Raw genomic sequence first — 20,092 nt, 5'->3', positions numbered from 1 at the left:
ATCCAGTGGTATGCTGTGCCGAAAGAATCAAAGGAGGAATGGAACAACAGTGGATGTTATAGATATTTTCCGCAAAGGCGGACCCGCCATGTGGCCCCTTCTAGCACTGTCTATTTTAGCTTTGAGCGTGATCGTCGAGCGGCTGGGGTTTTGGTTTAAGATTTTTTCTCAAGAACGGGAAATTGTCGAGCGCGTTCTAGATGCGGCTCAACAAAATTGGCAAAGTGCTACGGAATTAGCTAGAAAATTTTCCTATCAGCCTGCGGGTAGGTTCTTATACGCACCGTTACGTTTGTCTACACCCGATCCGGAAGTATTTCGGCTGGCATTAGAGTCAACCGCAGAAGATGAAATTGCCTCCATGCGCCAAGGGGAGAAGATTTTAGAAGCAGCGATCGCGCTTTCGCCCCTGCTAGGATTGTTGGGAACAGTACTGGGACTGATTCAATCGTTGGGTTCGATTACGTTAGGACAAATCAGTTCGGCTGCTTCTGCTGGCGTGACCACAGGTATTGGTGAATCTTTGATCAGTACGGCAACAGGATTGATTGTGGCGATCGTCAGTTTGGTTTTTTATCGCCTGTTTCAAGGATTTGCTGTAAACCAAATTAAAGTATTTCGCCGTGCAGGTAGCGAATTAGAATTACTATACCGTCAGTATTGGGTTAACCTGCAAGATTCTCCCACTGCTCCTCCTGCTTCTGCCATGACAACACCAGAAGTTATCCCTGGACGCGGTTCCGATCGGCGTTTTAGCTTTGACTTAGGTAATAGAAGGGCTGTTAATCCCGAACCACCAATAAATCCGCAAACAAACATAAATCCTGGTTACGGCGTTCCGCCGCAATCTCCCAGTCAGCGAGAAGATTCTGCTGCACCAGAAGTCTAGGAAGTCAAAAGTGAAAAGTCAAAAGTCAAAAGCAAGAGTAATTCGTGTCGTAATTTTCATCTGTTAAAGCTAGTAATCTCATGAAAATCAACCTGCACTCACCAATTGAAGAAGTTCAAGTTCAAATTATTCCTTTAATTGATGTCATTTTTTGCATTTTGACGTTTTTTCTCTTGGCAGCACTGCAATTTACCCGCCAGCAGGCGATTGAAATTCAGTTACCCAAGGCGAGTACTGGTACAGCGCCAATGTTCCAATCGCGGTTGATTGTAACTCTCAAAGACGGACAGCTTTATGTCGAGAAAGAGCCAGTACAAATAGATAAGCTGACACAAACGCTCAAAGCTTACACTCAAGCTAATCCCCTCGGGACAATTATTTTAAATGCTTCGCGGTCGTCGAGCTACAACGATGTGATTCAGCTATTAGATGTCATGCGGCAAATTGGAGGCGATCGCGTTGCTTTAGCCACGACTCCTGGTTCCCCCGATTTACCATCTGGTTCTAATCTATCATCGCCAGATCTTACGCCCTTGGCTCCAATTAATCCTAACACCGACCCCCGTTTGAATTCTACTGCGCCGATCGCACCCTAATCGCCATGAACTCCAAGTAGTACGAAGACAATTTCCTAACGGTAGATCGCAAAGGAGATAGAAAAGCAGTAGGATACAGCTTGTTTTCTGTCAATTTATAGATGAATTCTAGTAGTTCGATTCGCTAGCCTACTCCTATAAGCGAGTTATTCTCAATCTCAAACTCAAGGAGTTGTAGGTATGCTAATCGACTTATTAATTGCTTGGTTAGTAAGTGCTTCTAGTCTTTTGATTGTCAGCAAACTTCCAGTTGGTGTGGAAGTAGATAGCCCCGCTAAAGCATATCTTTCGGCAGCTGTACTAGGGGTAGTCGCTGCTGTTGTTAATCCAATTTTAAGAGCGCTATTTTTTATCCCTAATTTGCTCACGTTCGGTTTATTATCGGGATTTGTCACCTTTGCGATTTCGGCGATCGCCCTTGGGATTGCAGCTTCTGTAGTCCAAGGTTTCCGCCTCCGAGCAGGAATTTGGAGCGTTCTACTGGGGGCGCTGGCGCTTTCCGTTGTCAGCCATCTGATTTATGCCTTTGTAGCTCCAGCTTATTAGAATTGACATTGTTTGCATATTTGATTTGTAGGGGCGCACACCTTTGCGCCCCTACAGATGTTTGTACTACATGACTAGGAACCAGACGGAGTTTTATCCTGGGACGAGCCAGAAGCAGAACCGCTATCACCGTTGCTAGTAGCAACACCAGCTTCTTTTTCTTGCAGGCGTTGTTGGCGCTTTCGGCGATCGGCTGAAAGGATATCTGCCATTGTAATCAGCGCTTGCTCGATTTTATCGAGGTTAGAGCGGTATAGCTCTAAATCTTTGTTCAGCTTATCTTCCGGTACGTGCAGAGCAGTTGCGACTTGCTTGAGCGCTTCCACTCGCTGCTTCTCATCTTTGACAAGTTCCGCATCTGCTAGTTCTAACAGGGTAAAGACACCAATCGCAAATAGGCGACTGTATTTGAACTTAGAGTTCTGGGCGATCGCCTGCATTTGTGCTTGCAAATCCTCTGCACCTTGCAGGGAAGCTTTACCGTCGATCCAGTCGAACAGTTGTTGCGCCGAGACGTTTTGAAGGAGTTGACGCAGGCGATCGGCATCTTGGCGATATCTCTGGGGATTATCTTCGATGGACTGACACAGCGCCTCAAAAATCGGTTCTTTATCCCGTTCTGGCTGGTAGCCCTGCATAAACCGCTCAAATGCCGTAACGACACCTAGAGCGTAGATGGGGTCATAGCGAAAGTCAGCATTGACTGAGAGTAAATGCATTTCTACCATTAGTTCTTCTACCACCCGCCGATAGATCGTGTTAATCGGGCGGGTGTGTTGATTGTAGAAATTTCGCTTGGTATCGGAGACAGTACGCAGGTTATTCACAATTAAACATAGCGGGAAGACTTATTAGATTATTGTCTCGCTTTAACGTGACTTTTGCCAAGCCAAAGCCGATCGGTCTCAACGATTTACAATCTTTAGTTACTGGGAAAATAGGATGTAAGGTATGGAAACAATGGGGATAAGGAAGACAACAGAGACAAGGAAGTTCTAGGAGCAGAGGGAGCATTCTACACCAGCCACTGGTTCCACTAATCACTTGATAACTGAATAATGCGATCGCGAACTGCACGTTCTGAAGATATTGATTTTTTTCTGGCTCAGGAAGCTAGAGCAGAATTTCAAAACTTTATTTTTTCCTCTAGTCGAGAGCAACACCAGCAATACATAAATTCACAAGATTGTCAATATTTCATCTTCCAAAATGATGAAATTGAAGATGCGATCGGGTACGCAATTTTATCTGGTCTTACATCACCTCATGGCAATATTTGCTTGGTACGCATCGTTATGGCAAAGCCAGGACAAGGCTATGGTAAGCAGGCACTACGTTTGCTTTTAGATTGGGTTTTTCAGGAATACAAAGCTCATCGGTTCTGGTTAGATGTGTTTGAGGATAACCACCGCGCCAGACACGTATATCAATCGGTAGGTTTTCGCGAGGAAGGATTGTTAAGAGAAGTCGTGAAGCAGCAAGATAAGTATGCTTCTCAAGTGGTAATGTCGATTTTGGAGCAGGAATACTTTCAACAATCTGGTAATTTTTAACTTTTGACTTTTAACTTTTGAATTTCTTATGATACCAACCGAATTAATTGCCCTCGCCGATTATATGGCAGGTGAATTTGAGAATAAAGCCCAGGCGATCGCCGATCCTGCTTGGTTCGTTCACTTACGACTGTGGCAAAAACCCGTCCCCCTATTTCAAGAAGACAGTATTACCCTATTTGCCGAACAAGCCAATGCTTTGTATTTAGATAAACCCTATCGTCCGCGATTGATGCGAATGCAGGCGCGTGAGGATGGAAAAATTCAAGTACAGTACTACATACCTAAAGACTTTACTGCCGTGCGCGGTGCTGGGGCAAATTCTGAGAGATTGCAACAATTTACTCCTGACGATTTTGAGTTATTACCTGGTTGTTTATTAATTGTGACTTGGCAACAACTAGATTCCAATAGTTATCACTTCAAAGCCGCAATCCCACCAGATGCAAAGTGCTGCTTTACTTATCAAGGTAATACTCAACAAGTTAATCTTGGTTTTGAAGCCACCCCAGAAGAGTTTTTAAGTTATGACAAAGGCATAGATATGAATACAGGTGCGGCTAAGTGGGGCGCGATTATGGGTGCGTATCGTTTCCGCAAAAAGTAAATTTTTAGAGTTTTCTGTCCTGACTATGAATGTAAATTTAGAGTGTATCTAGCTCGTGTTTTGAGAATGTTAAGCTGGTCAACCTGCGTTAACAAACGATCTAGAACTGCTATTTCCTCAGTACAAAGCTGATTTTCGGCATTTCGAGCCAGTAATTCACTTAGTTGAGTTTGTGCGGTAGGAGCTAGCATACTATCTGCTAAGGCTAGTAGTTCATCTAGACTTAATCCTGATAAAATTTCTGCATCAGATGGAAGAGAAACTAGTCTACGGTAAGTTTCCATATCTAGAAGTACACCGACTTGTTCGCCCTCTTGGTTCGTGATGTATTGCAATGACTCAGACATAGGCTTTCTGCTAAATGTTTGATGAGTTGTAGAGACGTTACATGTAATGTCTCTACAACTCATATTTGCTTAAGGATTCCAATTCGCCCAATCTTGAGGTTTGAGGAATGTGTCGTACAACTCGGCTTCGGGGGTGTTGGGTTCTGGCGTGTAACCGTATTCCCAACGTACCAAGGGAGGGAGAGACATCAAAATTGATTCCGTGCGTCCGTTGGTCTGTAATCCGAAAATCGTGCCTCGGTCGTAGACTAAGTTAAATTCTACGTAACGTCCGCGTCGATAGAGTTGAAAATTGCGTTCGCGATCGCCATATTCTATATTCTTACGGCGATCAACAATGGGTAAATAGGATGGTAAAAACGCCTCGCCGCAGTCGCACACGAAAGCAAAGATTTCTTCCCAATTACGAGGGGGTTGATTACCTAGTTGGTTGCTATAAACAGCCGCCGGACTATCAGAATGGGGTCCGCGATATAACTGTCCCTCCCTACCATCTTGGTAGTCAAAAAAGATTCCGCCGACACCGCGAGTCTCTTGACGGTGTTTCAAATAGAAATACTCGTCGCACCAGCGCTTAAACACTGGGTAGTATTCTGGATGATGATTATCGCAAGCCTGCTTCAGTGTTTTATGTAAATGAGCTGCGTCTTCAGCAAATGGATAATAGGGGGTTAAATCTATCCCACCTCCAAACCACCAAACGGGACCAGCCTCAAAATAGCGGTAATTCAGGTGAACTGTCGGGATGTAAGGGTTACGGGGATGTAACACCATTGAAGTACCCGTGGCGTAAAATTTATGTCCTGCTGCCTCTGGGCGTTGAGTTAAAATCGACGGCGGTAAATGAGAACCCCATACCTCGGAGAAATTGACTCCTCCTTGTTCTAATACATTACCTTCGCGCAGGACACGCGATCGCCCGCCGCCGCCTTCTTCCCGTTCCCACTCGTCTTGCTGAAATTTACCCGCACCATCAGCTGATGCGAGAGCTTGACAAATCTTATCTTGTATCTGTTTCATCCACTGGCTGACTCGTTCTTTCGCGTCAGTTGGGGGTAGGGGTTGGGAGGAAGTTGGTTGAGCTGTAGAAGCAGTCGTCATGTTGTCAATAAAATTCTGTTAAATTTTTATTTTGTGGCAAGGAACATCTACAATTTTGTGTAAGTCTGAAAGCTTTAAGCAGCGAAAGCAATACTTAACTGGCAAAACTTAAAAATGCTTTACATCACTCAGTCACAATCGAGTCATATTTCAAACTGCGATCGCATCAATTGCAAATGACTTAACATTATCCGTTGAGTCAATACAGATAATAGACCACTGAACATATTGTCCCTCAAATTAACACCCCATAATACAGCGAAGCGAAAATCTTCAGTGAAATACTAAACTCTAATTGAGTATTCTAGAGAAAGTTTGCCCAAAATAATCATCAATACTTGCCTTGGTTGCCGCCGAAGTCAGAATGCCTGCTAAGCTCAACAGGCAAAAGGAGGAAGAAGAAAATGCGACGCTACATATCAAAATTAATTCAGCGCAAGGGTCGTCGCGTTCAGTGTTCTTTAGTACGTACTTATAGACAAATTAGTTCGGCTTCGGTAGATGAATTATGGCAAAAGGTAGTTGACTTAGCAGACGTTTCATGGCACCCATTACTGACCAAAACTAACGTACCCTACGGCTTAGTTCCGAAGCCGGGATTAATCTTTGAAGCCGTCACCCGGATGGGACCCTTCCCAATTCGGATCTTTGTTGAAAGCGTATGCCCTAGAGAATTATTGCGCGTGCGCGTGCTTGCTATCCCAGGAGTAGAAGAACATATTACCTACAAAGTCGAATCTACCGTTTGCGGTACGTGCGTCTCTTATTCCGTTACTTTAGATGGCTGGCTATCTCCGCTGATTTGGTCGTTGACTCGTCACCGCGCCGAACAAGTTGCAGCAGCTTTAGCCAAAGCCGCCGAACAAGCTGCTAACTCAGCCTTATCAGGAAAGCCAAAACCTTTTAAGAATAGCTGTTTTGATTTTTGAAAGAGGAATGAGTAATAGCTGAGGAGTCACGAGCGTTTAAGACGCAAACACTGTCATATCGAGACATTGCCAAAAATTTTCACAAATGCAGGGCGAACTCAACATTCAGAAGTTGGTTTCGCCGCAGCCATTATTTGTAGAAAAGCACCAAATTGGTGCTTTTCTACGATATAGGTTCGACTTCATTCTCCCGTAAATGTGCTTTGAACTTTTTACTAAACTGCACGTAAACAGGTAAGTTGGCACTTACAGGTCTGCCATGCCACTCATTGACAATACCCAGCACATCTCCTTCCAAACCTTTAATGTCAAAGGGTTGGTTGCGGTGTTCTGGGTGATGGTATACGATAACGGATTCTTTAACACGAACGCGATCGCCAACTTTCATAACCTTTGAACCTAGTGTTTCCTCTCCACAGACTTGCACCACTGCTCGTCCTCTATATCAGTACTTACTTGTCACAATCTTTTATCTTTGCATAATTTCGTCCCCTAAGTTTCAGTTGTCAGTTATCAGTTATTAGGGAGCAGGGAGTAGGGAGCAGTGACCAGTAACCAGTAACCAGTGACCAGTTAATTCTGACTTACGACTTACGACTTCTAAGTGACAGTCAGTGGTAGAAAAGAGTAAGAATTAAAATAGAAAGCGCAAAATGTAAAAAATGTCAATCAATCTTGTCTGGCTGTGGTTGCTTATCGGTATCGCTCTTTGTGCGATCGAACTCGTGCTACCTACAGCCTTTGTGAGCTTCGCAATGGGAGTTAGTGCCGTTGTCGTAGCTATAGCAGTGCCAATTTTGCCTCATCTAGGCTTGCAAGTCGTCGTATGGCTTGCCTTATCTACAGCTTTTGTCTTTCTGTCGCGACGCTTAATCCCAGCACCACAACGACATTCAAAAATTCGAGATGCTACAGTAGCGGAGACTTTAACCGAAATTACTGCGGGTAAAGAGGGACGGGTGTTATATGAAGGGAATTCTTGGCGGGCAAAATGTGCTGACGAAAAGCTCAGCATACTGCCACAACAAAAAGTCTATGTTGTCAGTCGAGAGGGAACTACGTTGATCGTGATGCCAGAAAGCCTGATTCATCATTAAGACCAATACTGCTTGTACGGGCGCGCTATCTGAATTTTTGTACGGGCGCGCTATCTGAATTTTTGTACGGGCGCGCTATCTGAATTTTTGTACGGACGCGCTATCTGAATTTTTGTACGGGCGCACAGCTGTGCGCCCCTACTACTCACTACTCACTACTCACTGCTATGGAACAATTATTTTTACTGATAGTACTAGCGCTAGGTGGTGGTTCTACCCTAGCTAGCTCCGTCAAAATCATCAATCAAGGCAATGAAGCTTTGGTAGAGAGATTTGGTAGTTATCATAAAAAACTGCAACCAGGGCTAAATATTGTCGTTCCCGTTCTCGATCGCATTGTCTTTCGCGAAACAATTCGGGAAAAAGTTTTAGATATTCCACCGCAAAAATGCATCACCCGTGACAACGTGGGAATTGAAGTCGATGCTGTGGTTTACTGGCGCATTGTCGATATGGAAAAAGCCTGGTACAAGGTAGAAAATCTCCAATCGGCAATGGTGAATTTGGTACTGACGCAAATTCGGGCGGAAATGGGACAACTGGAGTTGGATCAAACCTTTACGGCGCGAACGCAAATCAACGAAATTTTGCTCCAGGATTTAGATATTGCTACCGATCCTTGGGGCGTGAAAGTAACGCGGGTGGAATTGAGGGACATCATTCCTTCCAAAGCGGTGCAAGAGTCGATGGAACTGCAAATGGCAGCAGAACGCCGCAAACGGGCATCAATTTTGACTTCTGAGGGCGATCGCGAATCGGCAGTTAACAGTGCTAAAGGGAAAGCGGAAGCGCAGGTACTCGAAGCTGAAGCCCAACAAAAAGCCACAATTCTGCAAGCCGAGGCGCAACAGAAGACGATTATCATGCAGGCGCAAGCCGAACGCCAACAACAAATTTTGCAGGCACAAGCGACCTCTGAAGCATTGCAAATTATTGCCAAAATTTTGCAAACAGAACCTCATGCCGCTGAAGCTTTACAATTTTTAATTGCTCAACATTATTTAGACATGGGCAAGCAAATTGGCAGCAGCGACAGCAGCAAAGTCATGTTCATGGATCCCCGCAGCATTCCTGGGACGATCGAGGGTATGCGTTCTATGATCTCGGATGGGAATAGGGAGTGAAACTTTGTAAAGATATACGCGATGTACGACTTATCTATTGCCCCCTTTTTAAGGGGGTTGGGGGATCTACAAAACAAGTTACCTCATCGGAAGATCCCCCTTGCCCCCTTATGAAAGGGGGGAACAAAAAGTCGCACACGGGGTGACGTTACATGTAACGTCTCTACAAACTAACCTGACACCGATCGCACAAGCCGAAAAACTCTAGGGTGTGGTAGAAAATTTTGAATTTGTGCGATTTATTCAGCTGATTTTCTAACTCGTGGACGGGACATTGATGGATCGGAATCGATTTACCACATTGCAGGCATGTTAGGTGATGTTTATCTTGCTGAACGCAACTGTAGAGGGATTCGCCAGAAGCTAGCGTTCTAACCTGCACGACTCCTTCGAGTTTCAATGCTTCTAAGGCACGGTAAACTGTAGCTAGACCGATGCTTTGATTGCGATTGCGAAGTTCTACGTAAATATCTTGGGCAGATATTGCTTTATTGGAGTTTTTTAGTAAATGCAAGATTCGTTCTTGACTGCGAGTACGTTCAGCTTTCTCGGCTTTCATAGACAGTATCTGAGTTTGATGACTGAAGCGGCGATCGCACTTCCCTTGCTTTCTAAACTAGCTCAAAGCGAATACTGTTTATTCCGTCAAGCTGTCTCCAGAAGGAGTTATTATAGCCTTTGTGGGATTGGGAATCAAGTCAAGTGTTACGAAAGTATTTAGCTCGCATATATGTCACCCTGCGACCCTCTGTCCTCGACCCAGCAGGAACAGCCGTCCAGTCTGGTTTGAGTCATATGGGTTACGATAACGTGGAACATGTCAGAATTGGCAAGTATATCGAGTTGCAACTGACGGCAGTAGATGAAAAAACAGCCACAGAACAGCTGAATCGGATGTGCGATCGCCTCCTGGCTAATCCGACAATTGAAAATTATCGCTTCGATTTGAAAGAAGTTGCTGTAGAGATGGGAGCATCGATGTGAAGTTTGGGATTGTAGTTTTTCCTGGCTCGAATTGCGATCGCGATGTTGCCTACGTGACTCGCGACATCCTCAAACAACCGACGCGCATGGTTTGGCATGAAGACACCGATTTAACGGATCTCGATGTTGTCGTCGTACCTGGAGGTTTCAGCTACGGGGATTATTTGCGTTGTGGTGCGATCGCCAGGTTTTCTCCTGTAATGCAGCAAGTGGTCGATTGCGCTCAACAAGGTAAATTTGTATTGGGAATTTGTAATGGATTTCAGATTTTGACTGAAGCGGGTTTGTTACCTGGTGCTTTAGTCCGAAATCGCGATTTACATTTCATTTGCGATCGCGTGGAATTAAAAGTAGAGCGTACCGATTTACCCTGGACGCAAGCCTACTCAGTTGGGGAAGTTGTGACTATTCCCATCGCGCACGGAGAAGGGCGATTCTATGCTGATAAAAAGACTTTAGCGGAAATTGAGGCAAATAATCAAGTCCTATTTCGCTATGCCGGCGACAATCCTAACGGCTCCGTTAACAACATTGCGGGAATTTGTAACCGTCAGGGTAACGTCTTAGGTATGATGCCGCATCCCGAACGCGCTTCCGATCCAATTTTAGGCGGAACGGATGGTTTGAAATTGTTTCAGGGATTGTTGGAACGAGTCGCTGCGATCGCATAACTCAATCCAAATACTTCAACTGAACCTGCACGCTTGTATTTGGACCAGCAATTAAAACAGCTGCATCATTAAACTTAGGTGCGGCTGTACGAATTTCTGGATTTCTTGAAAATCCATATCCCTCAATTGGCATTCCTAAATCGTTGCGGTTGAGCGTACCATCTCCATTAGTATCGTGAATAATGGCAACAGCGTAATTTCCAGCTTTGAGATTCCTAAAATTGACTATCAGGGGAACAGAAGTAATCTTATTACACTGACGCTGTACGACATTTTTTCTATTATTAGGAAAACCTTGACTGCTGGCAAACAGACTGACGCAAGCTTGCCCTTCACGGTTTCTAAAACCATTGATTTCTACAGTTAAATTGCCAGACAAGTTATTAGCATATACTCCGCCATTAGAAAGATCGATCGCAATTCCAAGAAATGACAATAACAGACAAGTTTTTAATATTTGAGACTTTTGGTAAAATTCGATCTTCATTTGCGATCGCCTACATTTAATATTTTTCATAAATATTGATATAATTTTTCAAATTGTATATTGTAATCTTCCAGCCAATAGAGCTAAGCTTAAAACACATGATGGGCGAACTCTCTACAACTGTACCCGATTATCTTGAGATCCTGTCAAAAGTGGCGATCGTTGCTCGATCGGGAAATCGCGATGCCGAAGGCGGTTTGCTTCGCAACCATCGCCCTACTGCTAAAGTGGTTGTTAGCGCCCTATTACAAGCAGAAAGAGCAGCCAAACAGCAACGCTTAGTATACCCCCTCGAATCTCTCTTGGGCGATTGGCGACTTTACTTCACAGCACCACGTAATGCCAAATTACAAAATGGTGTGGCTCAAGGAAATGGCTTTTACATTCCTCAAATTGCGCCAGCACAGATTTCCTTTCACTCAAGAGAACGGCTAGAAATTGGCAATCAAATTCAATTCGGTTCGTTACTATTCAAACTGACTGGTCCAGCGCGGTATTTAGGTAAGAAAAATTTACTTGCTTTTGACTTCACCCAAATGCAACTGCGTTTATTTAATCGTACAGTCTATCAGGGCAAGTTTAATAGTGGTAAAAGAGCCGGAACTTTTGAGGAACAACCTATTTCTAAACTGCCCTTTTTTGCCTTTTTCTTAATAACTGAAGATTATATCGCAGCTCGCGGTCGCGGTGGTGGATTAGCAATTTGGATTAAACAAGTCGCGTGATATTAATAGCAATTTACGAAATAACTAGCATATTCTTTAACTTAAGTATAAGCAAGAATAGTTCGCTTTTTAATAAAAATAAATGAATAATAAATTACGATCCAGCTTTACCAAGATAAATTTGCTTGGAATCTTTGGGAATATAAATTAAACCAAGGTCTTGTAGGCGATGTGTCAAATTAGAAATTGTGACACCAAGCTCATCTTTCATCGCATAAAGATGTTTCCATTTAGTTAAATCGCGTCCCCGTTTTACGTCTTCTATCTTAAATTGAGGCATTAACAAGCAACTAGCAAAATACTGTGCTTGCTTTTCAATTCCTTGCTGCGCGTTAACATTACGGCAGAGAAAAGGCTCAACAGCGGTTTCCAAACCAGAATTTTGCAGTTCTACAAATTTAGAAATTGCATTTTTGTCAATGTGAAGTTCCCAATGTCCAATTTCGTGAGCAATTGAAGATTCTTCAAATCCTTTAGGCAAATTTAGACTACTTTCATTCATTATAATTTTACGTTCTGTAGGTAAAATCATAGCCGCGATCGTACCTTGCTCATCTGGTGCTATTTCCAGACAATCCATGTCTAAACCAAGAGATTCAGCTAAGTGTCCTGCATCGAGTGGAAATTTTAAAGGACGTTTACGCTTTGCTTGCACGCGCTGAAGTACATCCAATGCTCGATGCTCGATTTCCTTTTTGGACATGGACTGATAGGGTTTAATAACCTTCAATTTGATTTCTCCTAATCTCGGTTGGTTGTATCTCTCAATAATTTCTGAGCAAATTCAGGTTCGTCTCGCATTCGGCGTAACAAGACAGGCATTTGTTTGTACTTTCTAACCAGTTCTTCAAAAACTTTTGTGTCATCTGGTGTAATGCGACCAGCTAGATGTCTCAGTTCTGCTTCTGGCAAGTCCAAATGCAAAGATAGTTTGTGAATGACATCTTCGCTGGGGGGATAGCCAGCATGGTCGTTCTCTAGTTTCGATAAGTAAGTGTAATCTACCCCAATTAACTTGGCTAGCTCGCGCTGACTAAACTCTCTTGCCTTACGAGCTTGACGAATAACTTTACCAAAACTTTGACTCATTTTTTTCTTCCCTTACATATATATCTTGACAAAGTTGATTAAAATGGTCAATATGGTCATGTAAATCAATTTCTTTCAGTATACAGTATTTCAGCTATATAAAAGCGTGTCTCTTATTCATGGCAATATGAGGAATTAAACTATGCCAAAAATTTGGAAATTTGCTAGTTATAATCTGCTGTCTTTATTTTCGCCAGCAGTCGGTTTAGAGCATCTACACTGCGATATGAAAAGGGGTTTTACTAAAGCAAGAAAGTGGGAGCCGCAAGTTGCAGAACTATTACAAAAAGATAATATACATCAGCGAATTGGGATTTTGGCACAAAGAGGAATTTATGAGTTTTATCAAACCTCTTTAATCGCAGACGGAAAAGATGCGATCGCTCAAGTAGTAGAAGTTTTGAATTTGAGTCAAGAAATAGATTCAGTTCGGATAAAAGTTCTTCAAATCCTAGAAAATTATCATCACAATCAGTTTCTAGCTAGTAAGAAAGTTATTAAACTCAGTCGAGGCGACGAGGGGTTTCCAGAACCGATTTTAATCCAGCAAGGAAATAACACGTTTAACCTATATGCCGCGATGGACTGTGTTTTGCAAGAAGAAGATGGAACATTACATATAGTAGACTTTAAAACTGGAAAATCTGGCTTCGATCGCCGACAAGCATATATTTATTTACTAGCCGCTAGCTATATCTATCCGCAGCAAAAAGCTGTTGCTTCATTTTATAACTTGGAAACTTGCCAACAGTCAGAGCGAATTACTGCGTCATCTAGCATACTCAAATCGTTTCAAGTAGAACTATCTTCGCTCTCTCAACGACATCAAAAAGATTTGTATCGCTATCGTCGAAATTTTGACGATTTTAATCGAATTTTTCCACCTAATCCAGGCGTAAGTTGCCGCTATTGTGCTTTTAACTCTATTTGTAAATTTGCCATGACTGAGGCGGCTGCATGAATAATGTTATGCAAGAATTTCCAGTTGCTTCAGTTCCAACTTTTTTAAGTGAAGTTTCACTTCTAGATATTACTCCGAAAAATTTCATTTGTTTTCGATTAACTCCAGAAATAGACCGAAAAATTGGTAATAGCTTTAGTTGGCGATTCAGTCAAAAGTTTCCTGATGTAGTTGTTATTTGGCACAACAAATTTTTCTGGGTTTTAGCCAAACCCAATCGACCGATGCCAAGCCAAGAACAGTGGCGAGAGAAACTGCTAGAAATTTGCGAAGAATTAAAAAAAGATATTGGCGATCGCACTTATGCAATACAATGGGTAAGCCAGCCACAGATTACACCTGAGATTCTTTCACAGTTAGCAGTGAGAGTATTAAAAATAAATTGCCGTTTTTCATCTCCATCTGTAATATCAGTAAATCAAGTAGAAGTCAAACGAGAGATTGATTTTTGGGCAGAAACGATTGAAATTCAAACTCAGATTCAGCCAGCTTTGACAATTACCGTCCATAGTAGTTTCTTCTATCAAAGGCATCTAGAAGAATTTTACAATAATCATCCCTATCGGCAGAATCCAGAGCAACTGTTAATTGGCTTAAAAGTACGAGATATCGAACGTAATAGCTTTGCAACAATAACTGATATTGTAGGTACTATTGCCGACCACAGACAAAAACTACTTGAGGATGCAACTGGCGCAATTAGTAAACAAGCATTGATAGAAGCACCGGAAGAACAGCCAGTCGTTGCCGTACAGTTTGGTAAAAATCAACAACCTTTTTATTATGCAATGGCAGCTTTACGTCCTTGCATAACAGCGGAAACTGCTAAAAAATTCGATGTAGATTATGGAAAATTACTGTCTGCAACTAAAATTCCTTATGTAGAGCGAAAAGAACTTTTAGCATTGTACAAAAAAGAAGCTGGACAAAGTTTAGCTACTTATGGATTTCAACTGAAGATTAGTATAAATAGCCGCAGACATCCTGAATTATTCTTCTCTCCGTCAGTTAAATTATCAGAAACAAAACTGGTGTTTGGAAAAAATCAAATTGGCGTTCAAGGTCAAATTTTATCTGGTTTATCCAAAGGTGGCGTGTATCGCCGTCATGAAGATTTTAGCGATTTGTCAAGACCAATTCGGATTGCTGCATTGAAACTTTGCGATTATCCAGCAAATTCTTTTCTGCAAGAAACGCGACAGAGACTCAAACGCTATGGTTTTGAAACTCTTCTTCCTGTTGAAAATAAAAAGGCATTATTGGTAGATAATTTATCTGGAGTTGAAGCGAGAGCCAAAGCTGAAGAAGCTGTCGATGAATTGATGGTAAATCATCCCGATATAGTTTTGACATTTTTACCAACCAGCGATCGCCACAGCGATAATACAGAAGGAGGTAGCTTATATTCTTGGATTTACTCGCGCTTGCTCAGACGTGGAATTGCCAGCCAAGTTATTTACGAAGATACTTTGAAAAGCGTTGAAGCTAAATATTTATTAAATCAGGTAATTCCAGGTATTCTAGCCAAGCTAGGCAACTTGCCTTTTGTGTTAGCTGAACCATTAGAAATTGCCGACTATTTCATCGGCTTAGATATTTCCAGAAGCGCCAAGAAGAGAGGTTCTGGAACTATGAATGCTTGCGCTAGCGTGCGTCTATACGGTCGCAAAGGAGAATTTATTCGCTATCGATTAGAAGATGCTTTAATTGAAGGAGAAGAAATTCCCCAAAGAATTTTAGAAAGCTTTCTTCCCGCAGCTCAACTGAAAGGTAAAGTCGTACTAATTTACCGCGATGGACGCTTTTGTGGTGATGAAGTGCAACATTTAAAAGAACGAGCGAAAGCGATTGGTTCGGAATTTATTCTGGTCGAGTGCTACAAGTCTGGGATTCCTCGGCTCTACAACTGGGAAGCAGAAGTTATTAAAGCACCAACGCCAGGATTAGCACTGCGTTTATCGGCGCGGGAAGTTATTTTAGTCACGACAGAACTAAATTCGGCGAAAATCGGTTTGCCTCTGCCTCTACGCTTGAGAATTCATGAAGCAGGACATCAGATATCGTTAGAAAGTTTAGTAGAGGCGACTTTGAAACTTACCTTACTACATCATGGTTCGCTGAACGAGCCGCGCTTACCAATACCGCTTTTTGGTTCTGACCGTATGGCTTATCGACGGTTGCAAGGCATTTATCCAGGTTTGCTAGAAGGCGATCGCCAATTTTGGTTATGAGGCAAGATTAAAGTAGGATGCGATCGCCTATAAGTGTAAAGAAATATGAATGCTGAAGAACTGCTGAAACGCTATGCAGCAGGGGAAAGAGACTTTACTAAAGCTGACTTAGCCAACGTTAAGCTGATTAACGCTCATTTGGTAGGAGTTAACCTGTGGGGAGCCAACTTAGAAGGAGCAAATTTAGCCAAAGCGAAATTGTGGGGAGCAAACTTAACTGGCGCAAACCTGATTAATGCTAACCTGACGCGCACAAACCTCTGCGGTGCAAAACTCACTGAAGCAAATTTACGCAAAGCTAAACTCAACTACGCCAAACTGTACGGAGCGAACTTAAGTGGCGCTTGCTACGACAATAGCACCCGCTTTTCCCGTGGTTTCGATCCGAACAGTCAAAATATGCGTAAGGTATAACCGTTGAGAGATTGAGAATTGTTAACTGCTCTCTAGCATCAAAGAAGATAGCGTGTTTCCGAATTCTCTTCCATGCAAGCTTACGATGTTGTTATTATTGGTGCTGGTCATAACGGACTAGTCTGTGCGGCTTACTTACTCAAAGCAGGCTATAGCGTCTTGCTTCTAGAAAAACAGCCAATTCCAGGGGGTGGAGCTACAACAGAAGAACTCATGCCCCAAGAAGCACCTGGATTTAAGTTTAACCCCTGTGCTATTAATCACCTATTTATTTTCCTCGGATCGGTGATTCAGGAATTAGAACTAGAAAAATACGGCTTAGAATATCTAACGTGCGATCCAGTTGCCTTTTGTCCCCATCCTGACGGAAAATACTTTCTCGCCCATAAATCGGTAGAAAAGACTTGTGCAGAAATTGCCCGTTTCAGCCAGCGCGACGCGGAAAAATATGCTGAATATGCAGACTTTTGGCTGCGCTTCGTGCGCGGTGTCGCACCATTTTTCAACGCTCCACCCAAATCTTTAGTAGATATCTCCGGTAACTACGACTTGAAAAACCTGCAAGAGTTGTTCTCAGTGCTGGGTGGTCCCAACGAGACTTTAGACCTTCTACGTACCCTATTCACAAGTCCAGTAGATAATCTTAACGAATATTTTGACGCTGAATTTGTCAAAGCGCCCCTCGCTAGACTCTCAGCAGAATTAAGTTCGCCTCCCTCTCAAAAAGCCATGTCATTTGGAGCAATGATGGCTGTGTTGCGTCACGAACCTGGAATGGCACGTCCGCGAGGTGGTACGGGGGCGCTAACCGAAGCATTAGTTAAATTGGTCAAAAGTTTAGGGGGCGTAATCCTTACAGAACAAAGTGTAGAACGAATTTTAATCGATCGCGATCGCGCTGTGGGCGTGCGAGTTCGCGGTAGCAAAGAATATCGCGCCCATCAAGCTGTTATCTCTAGCATTGATGCCAAACGGCTATTTCTGCAACTGATGGATGCTAGCGATGTCGATAGTGCCGATCCTAACTTACGCGAAAGACTAGACCGCCGCATTGTCAACAACAACGAAACAATTCTCAAAATTGACTGCGCCTTATCAGAACCCTTGCGCTTTGAAAACCACGACCACCGAGATGAGTATCTCATGGGTTCGGTCTTAATTGCCGATTCCGTCAACCATGTAGAACAAGCCCATAGCGAGATTACTCTGGGCAAAATTCCCGATGCAGACCCTTCAATGTATCTAGTCATGCCAACAGGACTCGACCCTTCAATGGCTCCTGAAGGCAAACATACACTCTGGATTGAATTTTTTGCCCCCTATCAAATTGCTGGTGCAGAGGGTACAGGCTTAAAAGGTACGGGATGGACAGACGAACTAAAAAATAAAGTAGCCGATCGCGTCCTCAATAAACTAACCCAATACTCACCCAATCTCAAGCACTCAATTATTGCCCGTCACGTCGAAAGCCCAGCCGAGTTAGCAGAACGGCTAGGAAGCTACAAAGGCAACTACTACCACATAGACATGACCTTAGAACAAATGCTTTGCTTCCGTCCCTTACCAGAAATAGCTAACTACAAAACTCCAATTCAAGGCTTATATCTCACAGGAGCAGGAACCCATCCAGGCGGCTCCATCTCAGGACTACCGGGACGCAACTGCGCCAAAATTTTCTTACACGAACAGCATCCCATCGCCGAGACTCTCAAGGATGCCAAAAACTCAATTCAGTCAGCTGTAAAATCGGTGTTTACGGGATGAGCGATCGAAACGCAGACAAACACAAATAAAATCGGGAAAACCCTTAGCGCCCTTTCTTCTTCGCGCCTTCGCGTCTAACGCTACGCTTCGCCTACGGCTGATGCGTGACATAATCATAAACTACAACTCAACACGAAAAAGCGATCGCCTCACAAGCGATCGCTTATAAACAGGAGTACAAAATCAAATCACTTTAAAACACCCGTCGGCACAGTCGCGAGTTCAGGCTTATCGATCCGAGGAGCTAAGAAGCCGCTAGCATAAATGCGAGGATTGCTCTGAGCAATTTGGACGTAAGATTCGCGGATCTGGGCATTCACCGCAACCGTCTTGACATCATACATCTGCGTCGCCAGCTTGGGATATAACCCAATACCGATAATTAGCACCAGGAACGAGACAGCAATGAACACTTCACGCGGTCTAGCATCGCCAAACCTTGCCTCGCCAGGTAACACGCAATCAGTCCCGAAGCAAACAGCTTCTTGACTATCCTGGTAATCCGTCCGCAACTGAGTACTCGTTAAAACACACGCAGGGGCGATACCAGAACCGTAGAAGACCTGACGTAGCATCGAAAGTAAATAGACTGGAGTGAGCATCAGCCCTACGGCGGCTAAAAATACCGTCACCGTGCGGAAGGTTGAGCTGTAAATATCGCTGGTAGTCACACCGACGAAGACCGAAATCTCGCTGACAAAGCCGCTCATCCCAGGAAGTGCCAGCGATGCCATTGCACCTATGGTAAATAGAGCAAAGACTTTGGGCATAACCTGAGCGATACCGCCCATTTCTTCCATTGATAACGTATGAGTGCGATCGTAAGTTACGCCTGCGAGGAAGAACAGGACTGCGGCAATCAAACCGTGAGACAGCATTTGCAGGAGTGCGCCGCTGATGCCAACATCCGTAAAAGAGGCAATACCTAGTAGGACGAATCCCATGTGGGAAACAGATGAATAGGCAAGGCGGCGCTTCATGTTGGACTGAGCGAAGGAAGCCAACGCACCGTAAATAATATTAACCACGCCTACAGTTGCCAGCACTGGGGCAAAGTAAACGTGTGCGTGAGGTAACATTTCCAAATTCAAGCGAATCAACCCGTATCCGCCCATTTTCAGCAGTACACCCGCCAAAACCATCGATACGGGAGCAGAAGCTTCACCGTGGGCATCAGGTAACCAAGTATGCATGGGGAAAATCGCTAGCTTCACGCCAAAAGCAATCAGCAATCCGGCGTAAATCGGCAATTCAAGCGCTAGCGGATAGTTTTTCACAGCCAGAGCTGCCATATCGAAGGTAGGGTTGCCACCGTAGAAACCCAATGCTAGCCCTGCAACGAGAATAAATATAGAAGCCAGTGCGGTATAGAGGAGAAACTTTGTCGCTGCGTAGCGTCGTTTCGGTCCACCCCAAATCGAGACGAGCAAGTAAACGGGGACTAGCTCGATCTCCCACATAATGAATAGCAGCAATATATCTTGGGCGACAAACACCCCAATCTGGGCAGAATACAGCACCAGCATCAGGAAATAGAATAAGCGGGGCTTGCGATCGACTTGCCACGCCGCAAATATTGAAAGTGTCGTCACCAATCCTGCTAGCAGTACGAGCGGGACAGATAAACCATCAACTGAGACAGCCCAATTTAGACCCAACTGGGGAACCCAGGCATACTTTTCCGCTAATTGAAAAGTTGCGATGCCTGCATCGTAGTGTTGCCAAAAAACGTAGCACATCAGAATCAAGTCCGCGATCGCCACGCCTGAGGCATACCACCGCACGCGCTTGCCGTCTTTATCAGGCAGTACGGGGATGAGTAGGGAAGCTACAAGGGGTAGCAGGACAATCGCGGTTAGCCAGGGAAATTGTTCCGTCATCATGACGTTAAGAATAAATACTTATTTCTTACAAATCATTTTACTAAACTTTGTAAAGGTTTATGAATAAATTTTTATCCCAGTCAACTATCTAAAC

The 20,092-nt window shown here is 43.7% G+C and carries 24 protein-coding genes; 15 read left to right on the top strand and 9 right to left on the bottom strand.

Annotation, left to right across the window (positions count from 1 at the left end):
• Positions 1-49: 49 nt before the first annotated feature.
• The 3 genes from M5J74_RS27860 (at position 50) to M5J74_RS27850 (ending at position 2,031) form a co-directional block, all read left to right on the top strand.
• Positions 50-889, top strand: coding sequence for a MotA/TolQ/ExbB proton channel family protein (locus M5J74_RS27860; RefSeq protein WP_015157127.1), 840 nt, complete (start codon positions 50-52; stop codon positions 887-889).
• An 80-nt stretch (positions 890-969) separates the two neighbouring features.
• Positions 970-1,485, top strand: a complete 516-nt coding sequence (locus M5J74_RS27855) for a biopolymer transporter ExbD (RefSeq protein ID WP_015157126.1) — start codon at positions 970-972, stop codon at positions 1,483-1,485.
• A gap of 180 nt (positions 1,486-1,665) precedes the next feature.
• Entirely contained in the window at positions 1,666-2,031 is a 366-nt protein-coding gene (locus tag M5J74_RS27850) for a phage holin family protein (protein WP_015157125.1), read from the top strand.
• Between the two features lie 74 nt (positions 2,032-2,105).
• Here M5J74_RS27850 and psb29 read toward each other — a convergent pair whose 3' ends face one another.
• On the bottom strand, positions 2,106-2,858 hold the full coding sequence (gene psb29 / locus M5J74_RS27845) for a photosystem II biogenesis protein Psp29 (RefSeq protein WP_015157124.1): 753 nt from the start codon (positions 2,856-2,858) through the stop codon (positions 2,106-2,108).
• A gap of 231 nt (positions 2,859-3,089) precedes the next feature.
• On the opposite strand from psb29, the gene M5J74_RS27840 reads away from it, so the two are divergent.
• A complete protein-coding gene (locus tag M5J74_RS27840; protein WP_250014467.1) occupies positions 3,090-3,584 on the top strand; it encodes a GNAT family N-acetyltransferase in 495 nt (164 codons plus the stop codon).
• A gap of 28 nt (positions 3,585-3,612) precedes the next feature.
• Positions 3,613-4,191, top strand: a complete 579-nt coding sequence (locus M5J74_RS27835) for a chromophore lyase CpcT/CpeT (protein ID WP_250014466.1) — start codon at positions 3,613-3,615, stop codon at positions 4,189-4,191.
• Positions 4,192-4,214: 23 nt separating this feature from the next.
• Here M5J74_RS27835 and M5J74_RS27830 read toward each other — a convergent pair whose 3' ends face one another.
• Both M5J74_RS27830 and hemF read right to left on the bottom strand, forming a co-directional pair.
• A complete protein-coding gene (locus M5J74_RS27830; RefSeq protein WP_250014464.1) occupies positions 4,215-4,538 on the bottom strand; it encodes a hypothetical protein in 324 nt (107 codons plus the stop codon).
• A 69-nt stretch (positions 4,539-4,607) separates the two neighbouring features.
• Positions 4,608-5,639, bottom strand: coding sequence for an oxygen-dependent coproporphyrinogen oxidase (hemF, locus tag M5J74_RS27825; RefSeq protein WP_250014462.1), 1,032 nt, complete (start codon positions 5,637-5,639; stop codon positions 4,608-4,610).
• A gap of 404 nt (positions 5,640-6,043) precedes the next feature.
• Between hemF and M5J74_RS27820 the strand changes: the two genes are divergently transcribed.
• Positions 6,044-6,568 carry a hypothetical protein gene (locus M5J74_RS27820; protein WP_015157119.1) on the top strand — a complete coding sequence of 175 codons (525 nt, stop codon included), beginning with the start codon at positions 6,044-6,046 and terminating at the stop codon, positions 6,566-6,568.
• A 163-nt stretch (positions 6,569-6,731) separates the two neighbouring features.
• Here M5J74_RS27820 and M5J74_RS27815 read toward each other — a convergent pair whose 3' ends face one another.
• Positions 6,732-6,956, bottom strand: a complete 225-nt coding sequence (locus M5J74_RS27815; RefSeq protein WP_039715191.1) for a ferredoxin-thioredoxin reductase variable chain — start codon at positions 6,954-6,956, stop codon at positions 6,732-6,734.
• A 274-nt stretch (positions 6,957-7,230) separates the two neighbouring features.
• On the opposite strand from M5J74_RS27815, the gene M5J74_RS27810 reads away from it, so the two are divergent.
• Together M5J74_RS27810 and M5J74_RS27805 are read left to right on the top strand one after the other, a co-directional pair.
• Positions 7,231-7,665: an NfeD family protein gene (locus tag M5J74_RS27810; protein ID WP_106166717.1), complete on the top strand. Its 435-nt coding sequence runs from the start codon at positions 7,231-7,233 to the stop codon at positions 7,663-7,665.
• A gap of 167 nt (positions 7,666-7,832) precedes the next feature.
• Positions 7,833-8,789, top strand: coding sequence for an SPFH domain-containing protein (locus M5J74_RS27805; protein WP_106166718.1), 957 nt, complete (start codon positions 7,833-7,835; stop codon positions 8,787-8,789).
• Positions 8,790-8,952: 163 nt separating this feature from the next.
• Here the strand turns inward: M5J74_RS27805 and M5J74_RS27800 are convergent, their stop codons facing one another.
• The gene (locus M5J74_RS27800) at positions 8,953-9,348 is read right to left on the bottom strand and encodes a Fur family transcriptional regulator (RefSeq protein WP_015157115.1); all 396 of its coding nucleotides are present in this window, start codon (positions 9,346-9,348) and stop codon (positions 8,953-8,955) included.
• Positions 9,349-9,491: 143 nt separating this feature from the next.
• Between M5J74_RS27800 and purS the strand changes: the two genes are divergently transcribed.
• A complete protein-coding gene (gene purS, locus M5J74_RS27795) occupies positions 9,492-9,773 on the top strand; it encodes a phosphoribosylformylglycinamidine synthase subunit PurS (protein WP_041463528.1) in 282 nt (93 codons plus the stop codon).
• Positions 9,770-10,444 (top strand): phosphoribosylformylglycinamidine synthase subunit PurQ, encoded by a 675-nt coding sequence (gene purQ, locus M5J74_RS27790; RefSeq protein WP_250014460.1) that lies wholly within the window; start codon positions 9,770-9,772, stop codon positions 10,442-10,444. Before purS ends, purQ begins: the two co-directional genes overlap by 4 nt.
• A gap of 1 nt (position 10,445) precedes the next feature.
• Here purQ and M5J74_RS27785 read toward each other — a convergent pair whose 3' ends face one another.
• The gene (locus M5J74_RS27785; RefSeq protein ID WP_371934092.1) at positions 10,446-10,931 is read right to left on the bottom strand and encodes a DUF2141 domain-containing protein; all 486 of its coding nucleotides are present in this window, start codon (positions 10,929-10,931) and stop codon (positions 10,446-10,448) included.
• Positions 10,932-11,029: 98 nt separating this feature from the next.
• On the opposite strand from M5J74_RS27785, the gene M5J74_RS27780 reads away from it, so the two are divergent.
• The gene (locus M5J74_RS27780) at positions 11,030-11,656 is read left to right on the top strand and encodes a hypothetical protein (protein ID WP_250014457.1); all 627 of its coding nucleotides are present in this window, start codon (positions 11,030-11,032) and stop codon (positions 11,654-11,656) included.
• A gap of 94 nt (positions 11,657-11,750) precedes the next feature.
• On the opposite strand, the gene M5J74_RS27775 is transcribed toward M5J74_RS27780, so the two are convergent.
• Positions 11,751-12,386: an ImmA/IrrE family metallo-endopeptidase gene (locus M5J74_RS27775; protein ID WP_250014455.1), complete on the bottom strand. Its 636-nt coding sequence runs from the start codon at positions 12,384-12,386 to the stop codon at positions 11,751-11,753.
• An 11-nt stretch (positions 12,387-12,397) separates the two neighbouring features.
• Positions 12,398-12,745 carry a helix-turn-helix domain-containing protein gene (locus tag M5J74_RS27770; RefSeq protein WP_015157109.1) on the bottom strand — a complete coding sequence of 116 codons (348 nt, stop codon included), beginning with the start codon at positions 12,743-12,745 and terminating at the stop codon, positions 12,398-12,400.
• 142 nt (positions 12,746-12,887) lie between these two features.
• Here M5J74_RS27770 and M5J74_RS27765 point away from each other — a divergent pair, with 142 nt between their 5' ends.
• The 4 genes from M5J74_RS27765 (at position 12,888) to crtO (ending at position 18,115) form a co-directional block, all read left to right on the top strand.
• Positions 12,888-13,706 carry a PD-(D/E)XK nuclease family protein gene (locus tag M5J74_RS27765; protein ID WP_250014454.1) on the top strand — a complete coding sequence of 273 codons (819 nt, stop codon included), beginning with the start codon at positions 12,888-12,890 and terminating at the stop codon, positions 13,704-13,706.
• On the top strand, positions 13,703-15,937 hold the full coding sequence (locus M5J74_RS27760; RefSeq protein ID WP_250014452.1) for a Piwi domain-containing protein: 2,235 nt from the start codon (positions 13,703-13,705) through the stop codon (positions 15,935-15,937). The genes M5J74_RS27765 and M5J74_RS27760 overlap by 4 nt, the downstream gene beginning before the upstream one ends.
• 45 nt (positions 15,938-15,982) lie before the next feature.
• The gene (locus M5J74_RS27755) at positions 15,983-16,351 is read left to right on the top strand and encodes a pentapeptide repeat-containing protein (protein WP_106167713.1); all 369 of its coding nucleotides are present in this window, start codon (positions 15,983-15,985) and stop codon (positions 16,349-16,351) included.
• Between the two features lie 72 nt (positions 16,352-16,423).
• Positions 16,424-18,115, top strand: a complete 1,692-nt coding sequence (gene crtO, locus M5J74_RS27750; protein WP_250014450.1) for a beta-carotene ketolase CrtO — start codon at positions 16,424-16,426, stop codon at positions 18,113-18,115.
• A gap of 188 nt (positions 18,116-18,303) precedes the next feature.
• Here crtO and M5J74_RS27745 read toward each other — a convergent pair whose 3' ends face one another.
• Positions 18,304-19,998: an NAD(P)H-quinone oxidoreductase subunit 4 gene (locus M5J74_RS27745; protein ID WP_015157104.1), complete on the bottom strand. Its 1,695-nt coding sequence runs from the start codon at positions 19,996-19,998 to the stop codon at positions 18,304-18,306.
• Positions 19,999-20,092 lie beyond the last annotated feature (94 nt).

Source organism: Chroococcidiopsis sp. CCNUC1 (assembly GCF_023546805.1).
Taxonomy (GTDB): domain Bacteria; phylum Cyanobacteriota; class Cyanobacteriia; order Cyanobacteriales; family Chroococcidiopsidaceae; genus Chroococcidiopsis; species Chroococcidiopsis thermalis.
This window is presented reverse-complemented; position numbering and strand designations above follow the sequence as displayed.

Bases quoted from the DNA above. Each gene is read 5' to 3' on its own strand.
- M5J74_RS27855 (WP_015157126.1), top strand. From the start codon at position 970: ATGAAAATCAACCTGCACTCACCAATTGAAGAAGTTCAAGTTCAAATT.
- M5J74_RS27850 (WP_015157125.1), top strand. From the start codon at position 1,666: ATGCTAATCGACTTATTAATTGCTTGGTTAGTAAGTGCTTCTAGTCTT.
- M5J74_RS27840 (WP_250014467.1), top strand. From the start codon at position 3,090: ATGCGATCGCGAACTGCACGTTCTGAAGATATTGATTTTTTTCTGGCT.
- M5J74_RS27835 (WP_250014466.1), top strand. From the start codon at position 3,613: ATGATACCAACCGAATTAATTGCCCTCGCCGATTATATGGCAGGTGAA.
- M5J74_RS27830 (WP_250014464.1), bottom strand. From the start codon at position 4,538: ATGTCTGAGTCATTGCAATACATCACGAACCAAGAGGGCGAACAAGTC.
- hemF (WP_250014462.1), bottom strand. From the start codon at position 5,639: ATGACGACTGCTTCTACAGCTCAACCAACTTCCTCCCAACCCCTACCC.
- M5J74_RS27820 (WP_015157119.1), top strand. From the start codon at position 6,044: ATGCGACGCTACATATCAAAATTAATTCAGCGCAAGGGTCGTCGCGTT.
- M5J74_RS27815 (WP_039715191.1), bottom strand. From the start codon at position 6,956: ATGAAAGTTGGCGATCGCGTTCGTGTTAAAGAATCCGTTATCGTATAC.
- M5J74_RS27810 (WP_106166717.1), top strand. From the start codon at position 7,231: ATGTCAATCAATCTTGTCTGGCTGTGGTTGCTTATCGGTATCGCTCTT.
- M5J74_RS27805 (WP_106166718.1), top strand. From the start codon at position 7,833: ATGGAACAATTATTTTTACTGATAGTACTAGCGCTAGGTGGTGGTTCT.
- M5J74_RS27800 (WP_015157115.1), bottom strand. From the start codon at position 9,348: ATGAAAGCCGAGAAAGCTGAACGTACTCGCAGTCAAGAACGAATCTTG.
- M5J74_RS27785 (WP_371934092.1), bottom strand. From the start codon at position 10,931: ATGAAGATCGAATTTTACCAAAAGTCTCAAATATTAAAAACTTGTCTG.
- M5J74_RS27780 (WP_250014457.1), top strand. From the start codon at position 11,030: ATGATGGGCGAACTCTCTACAACTGTACCCGATTATCTTGAGATCCTG.
- M5J74_RS27770 (WP_015157109.1), bottom strand. From the start codon at position 12,745: ATGAGTCAAAGTTTTGGTAAAGTTATTCGTCAAGCTCGTAAGGCAAGA.
- M5J74_RS27765 (WP_250014454.1), top strand. From the start codon at position 12,888: ATGCCAAAAATTTGGAAATTTGCTAGTTATAATCTGCTGTCTTTATTT.
- M5J74_RS27760 (WP_250014452.1), top strand. From the start codon at position 13,703: ATGAATAATGTTATGCAAGAATTTCCAGTTGCTTCAGTTCCAACTTTT.
- M5J74_RS27755 (WP_106167713.1), top strand. From the start codon at position 15,983: ATGAATGCTGAAGAACTGCTGAAACGCTATGCAGCAGGGGAAAGAGAC.
- crtO (WP_250014450.1), top strand. From the start codon at position 16,424: ATGCAAGCTTACGATGTTGTTATTATTGGTGCTGGTCATAACGGACTA.
- M5J74_RS27745 (WP_015157104.1), bottom strand. From the start codon at position 19,998: ATGATGACGGAACAATTTCCCTGGCTAACCGCGATTGTCCTGCTACCC.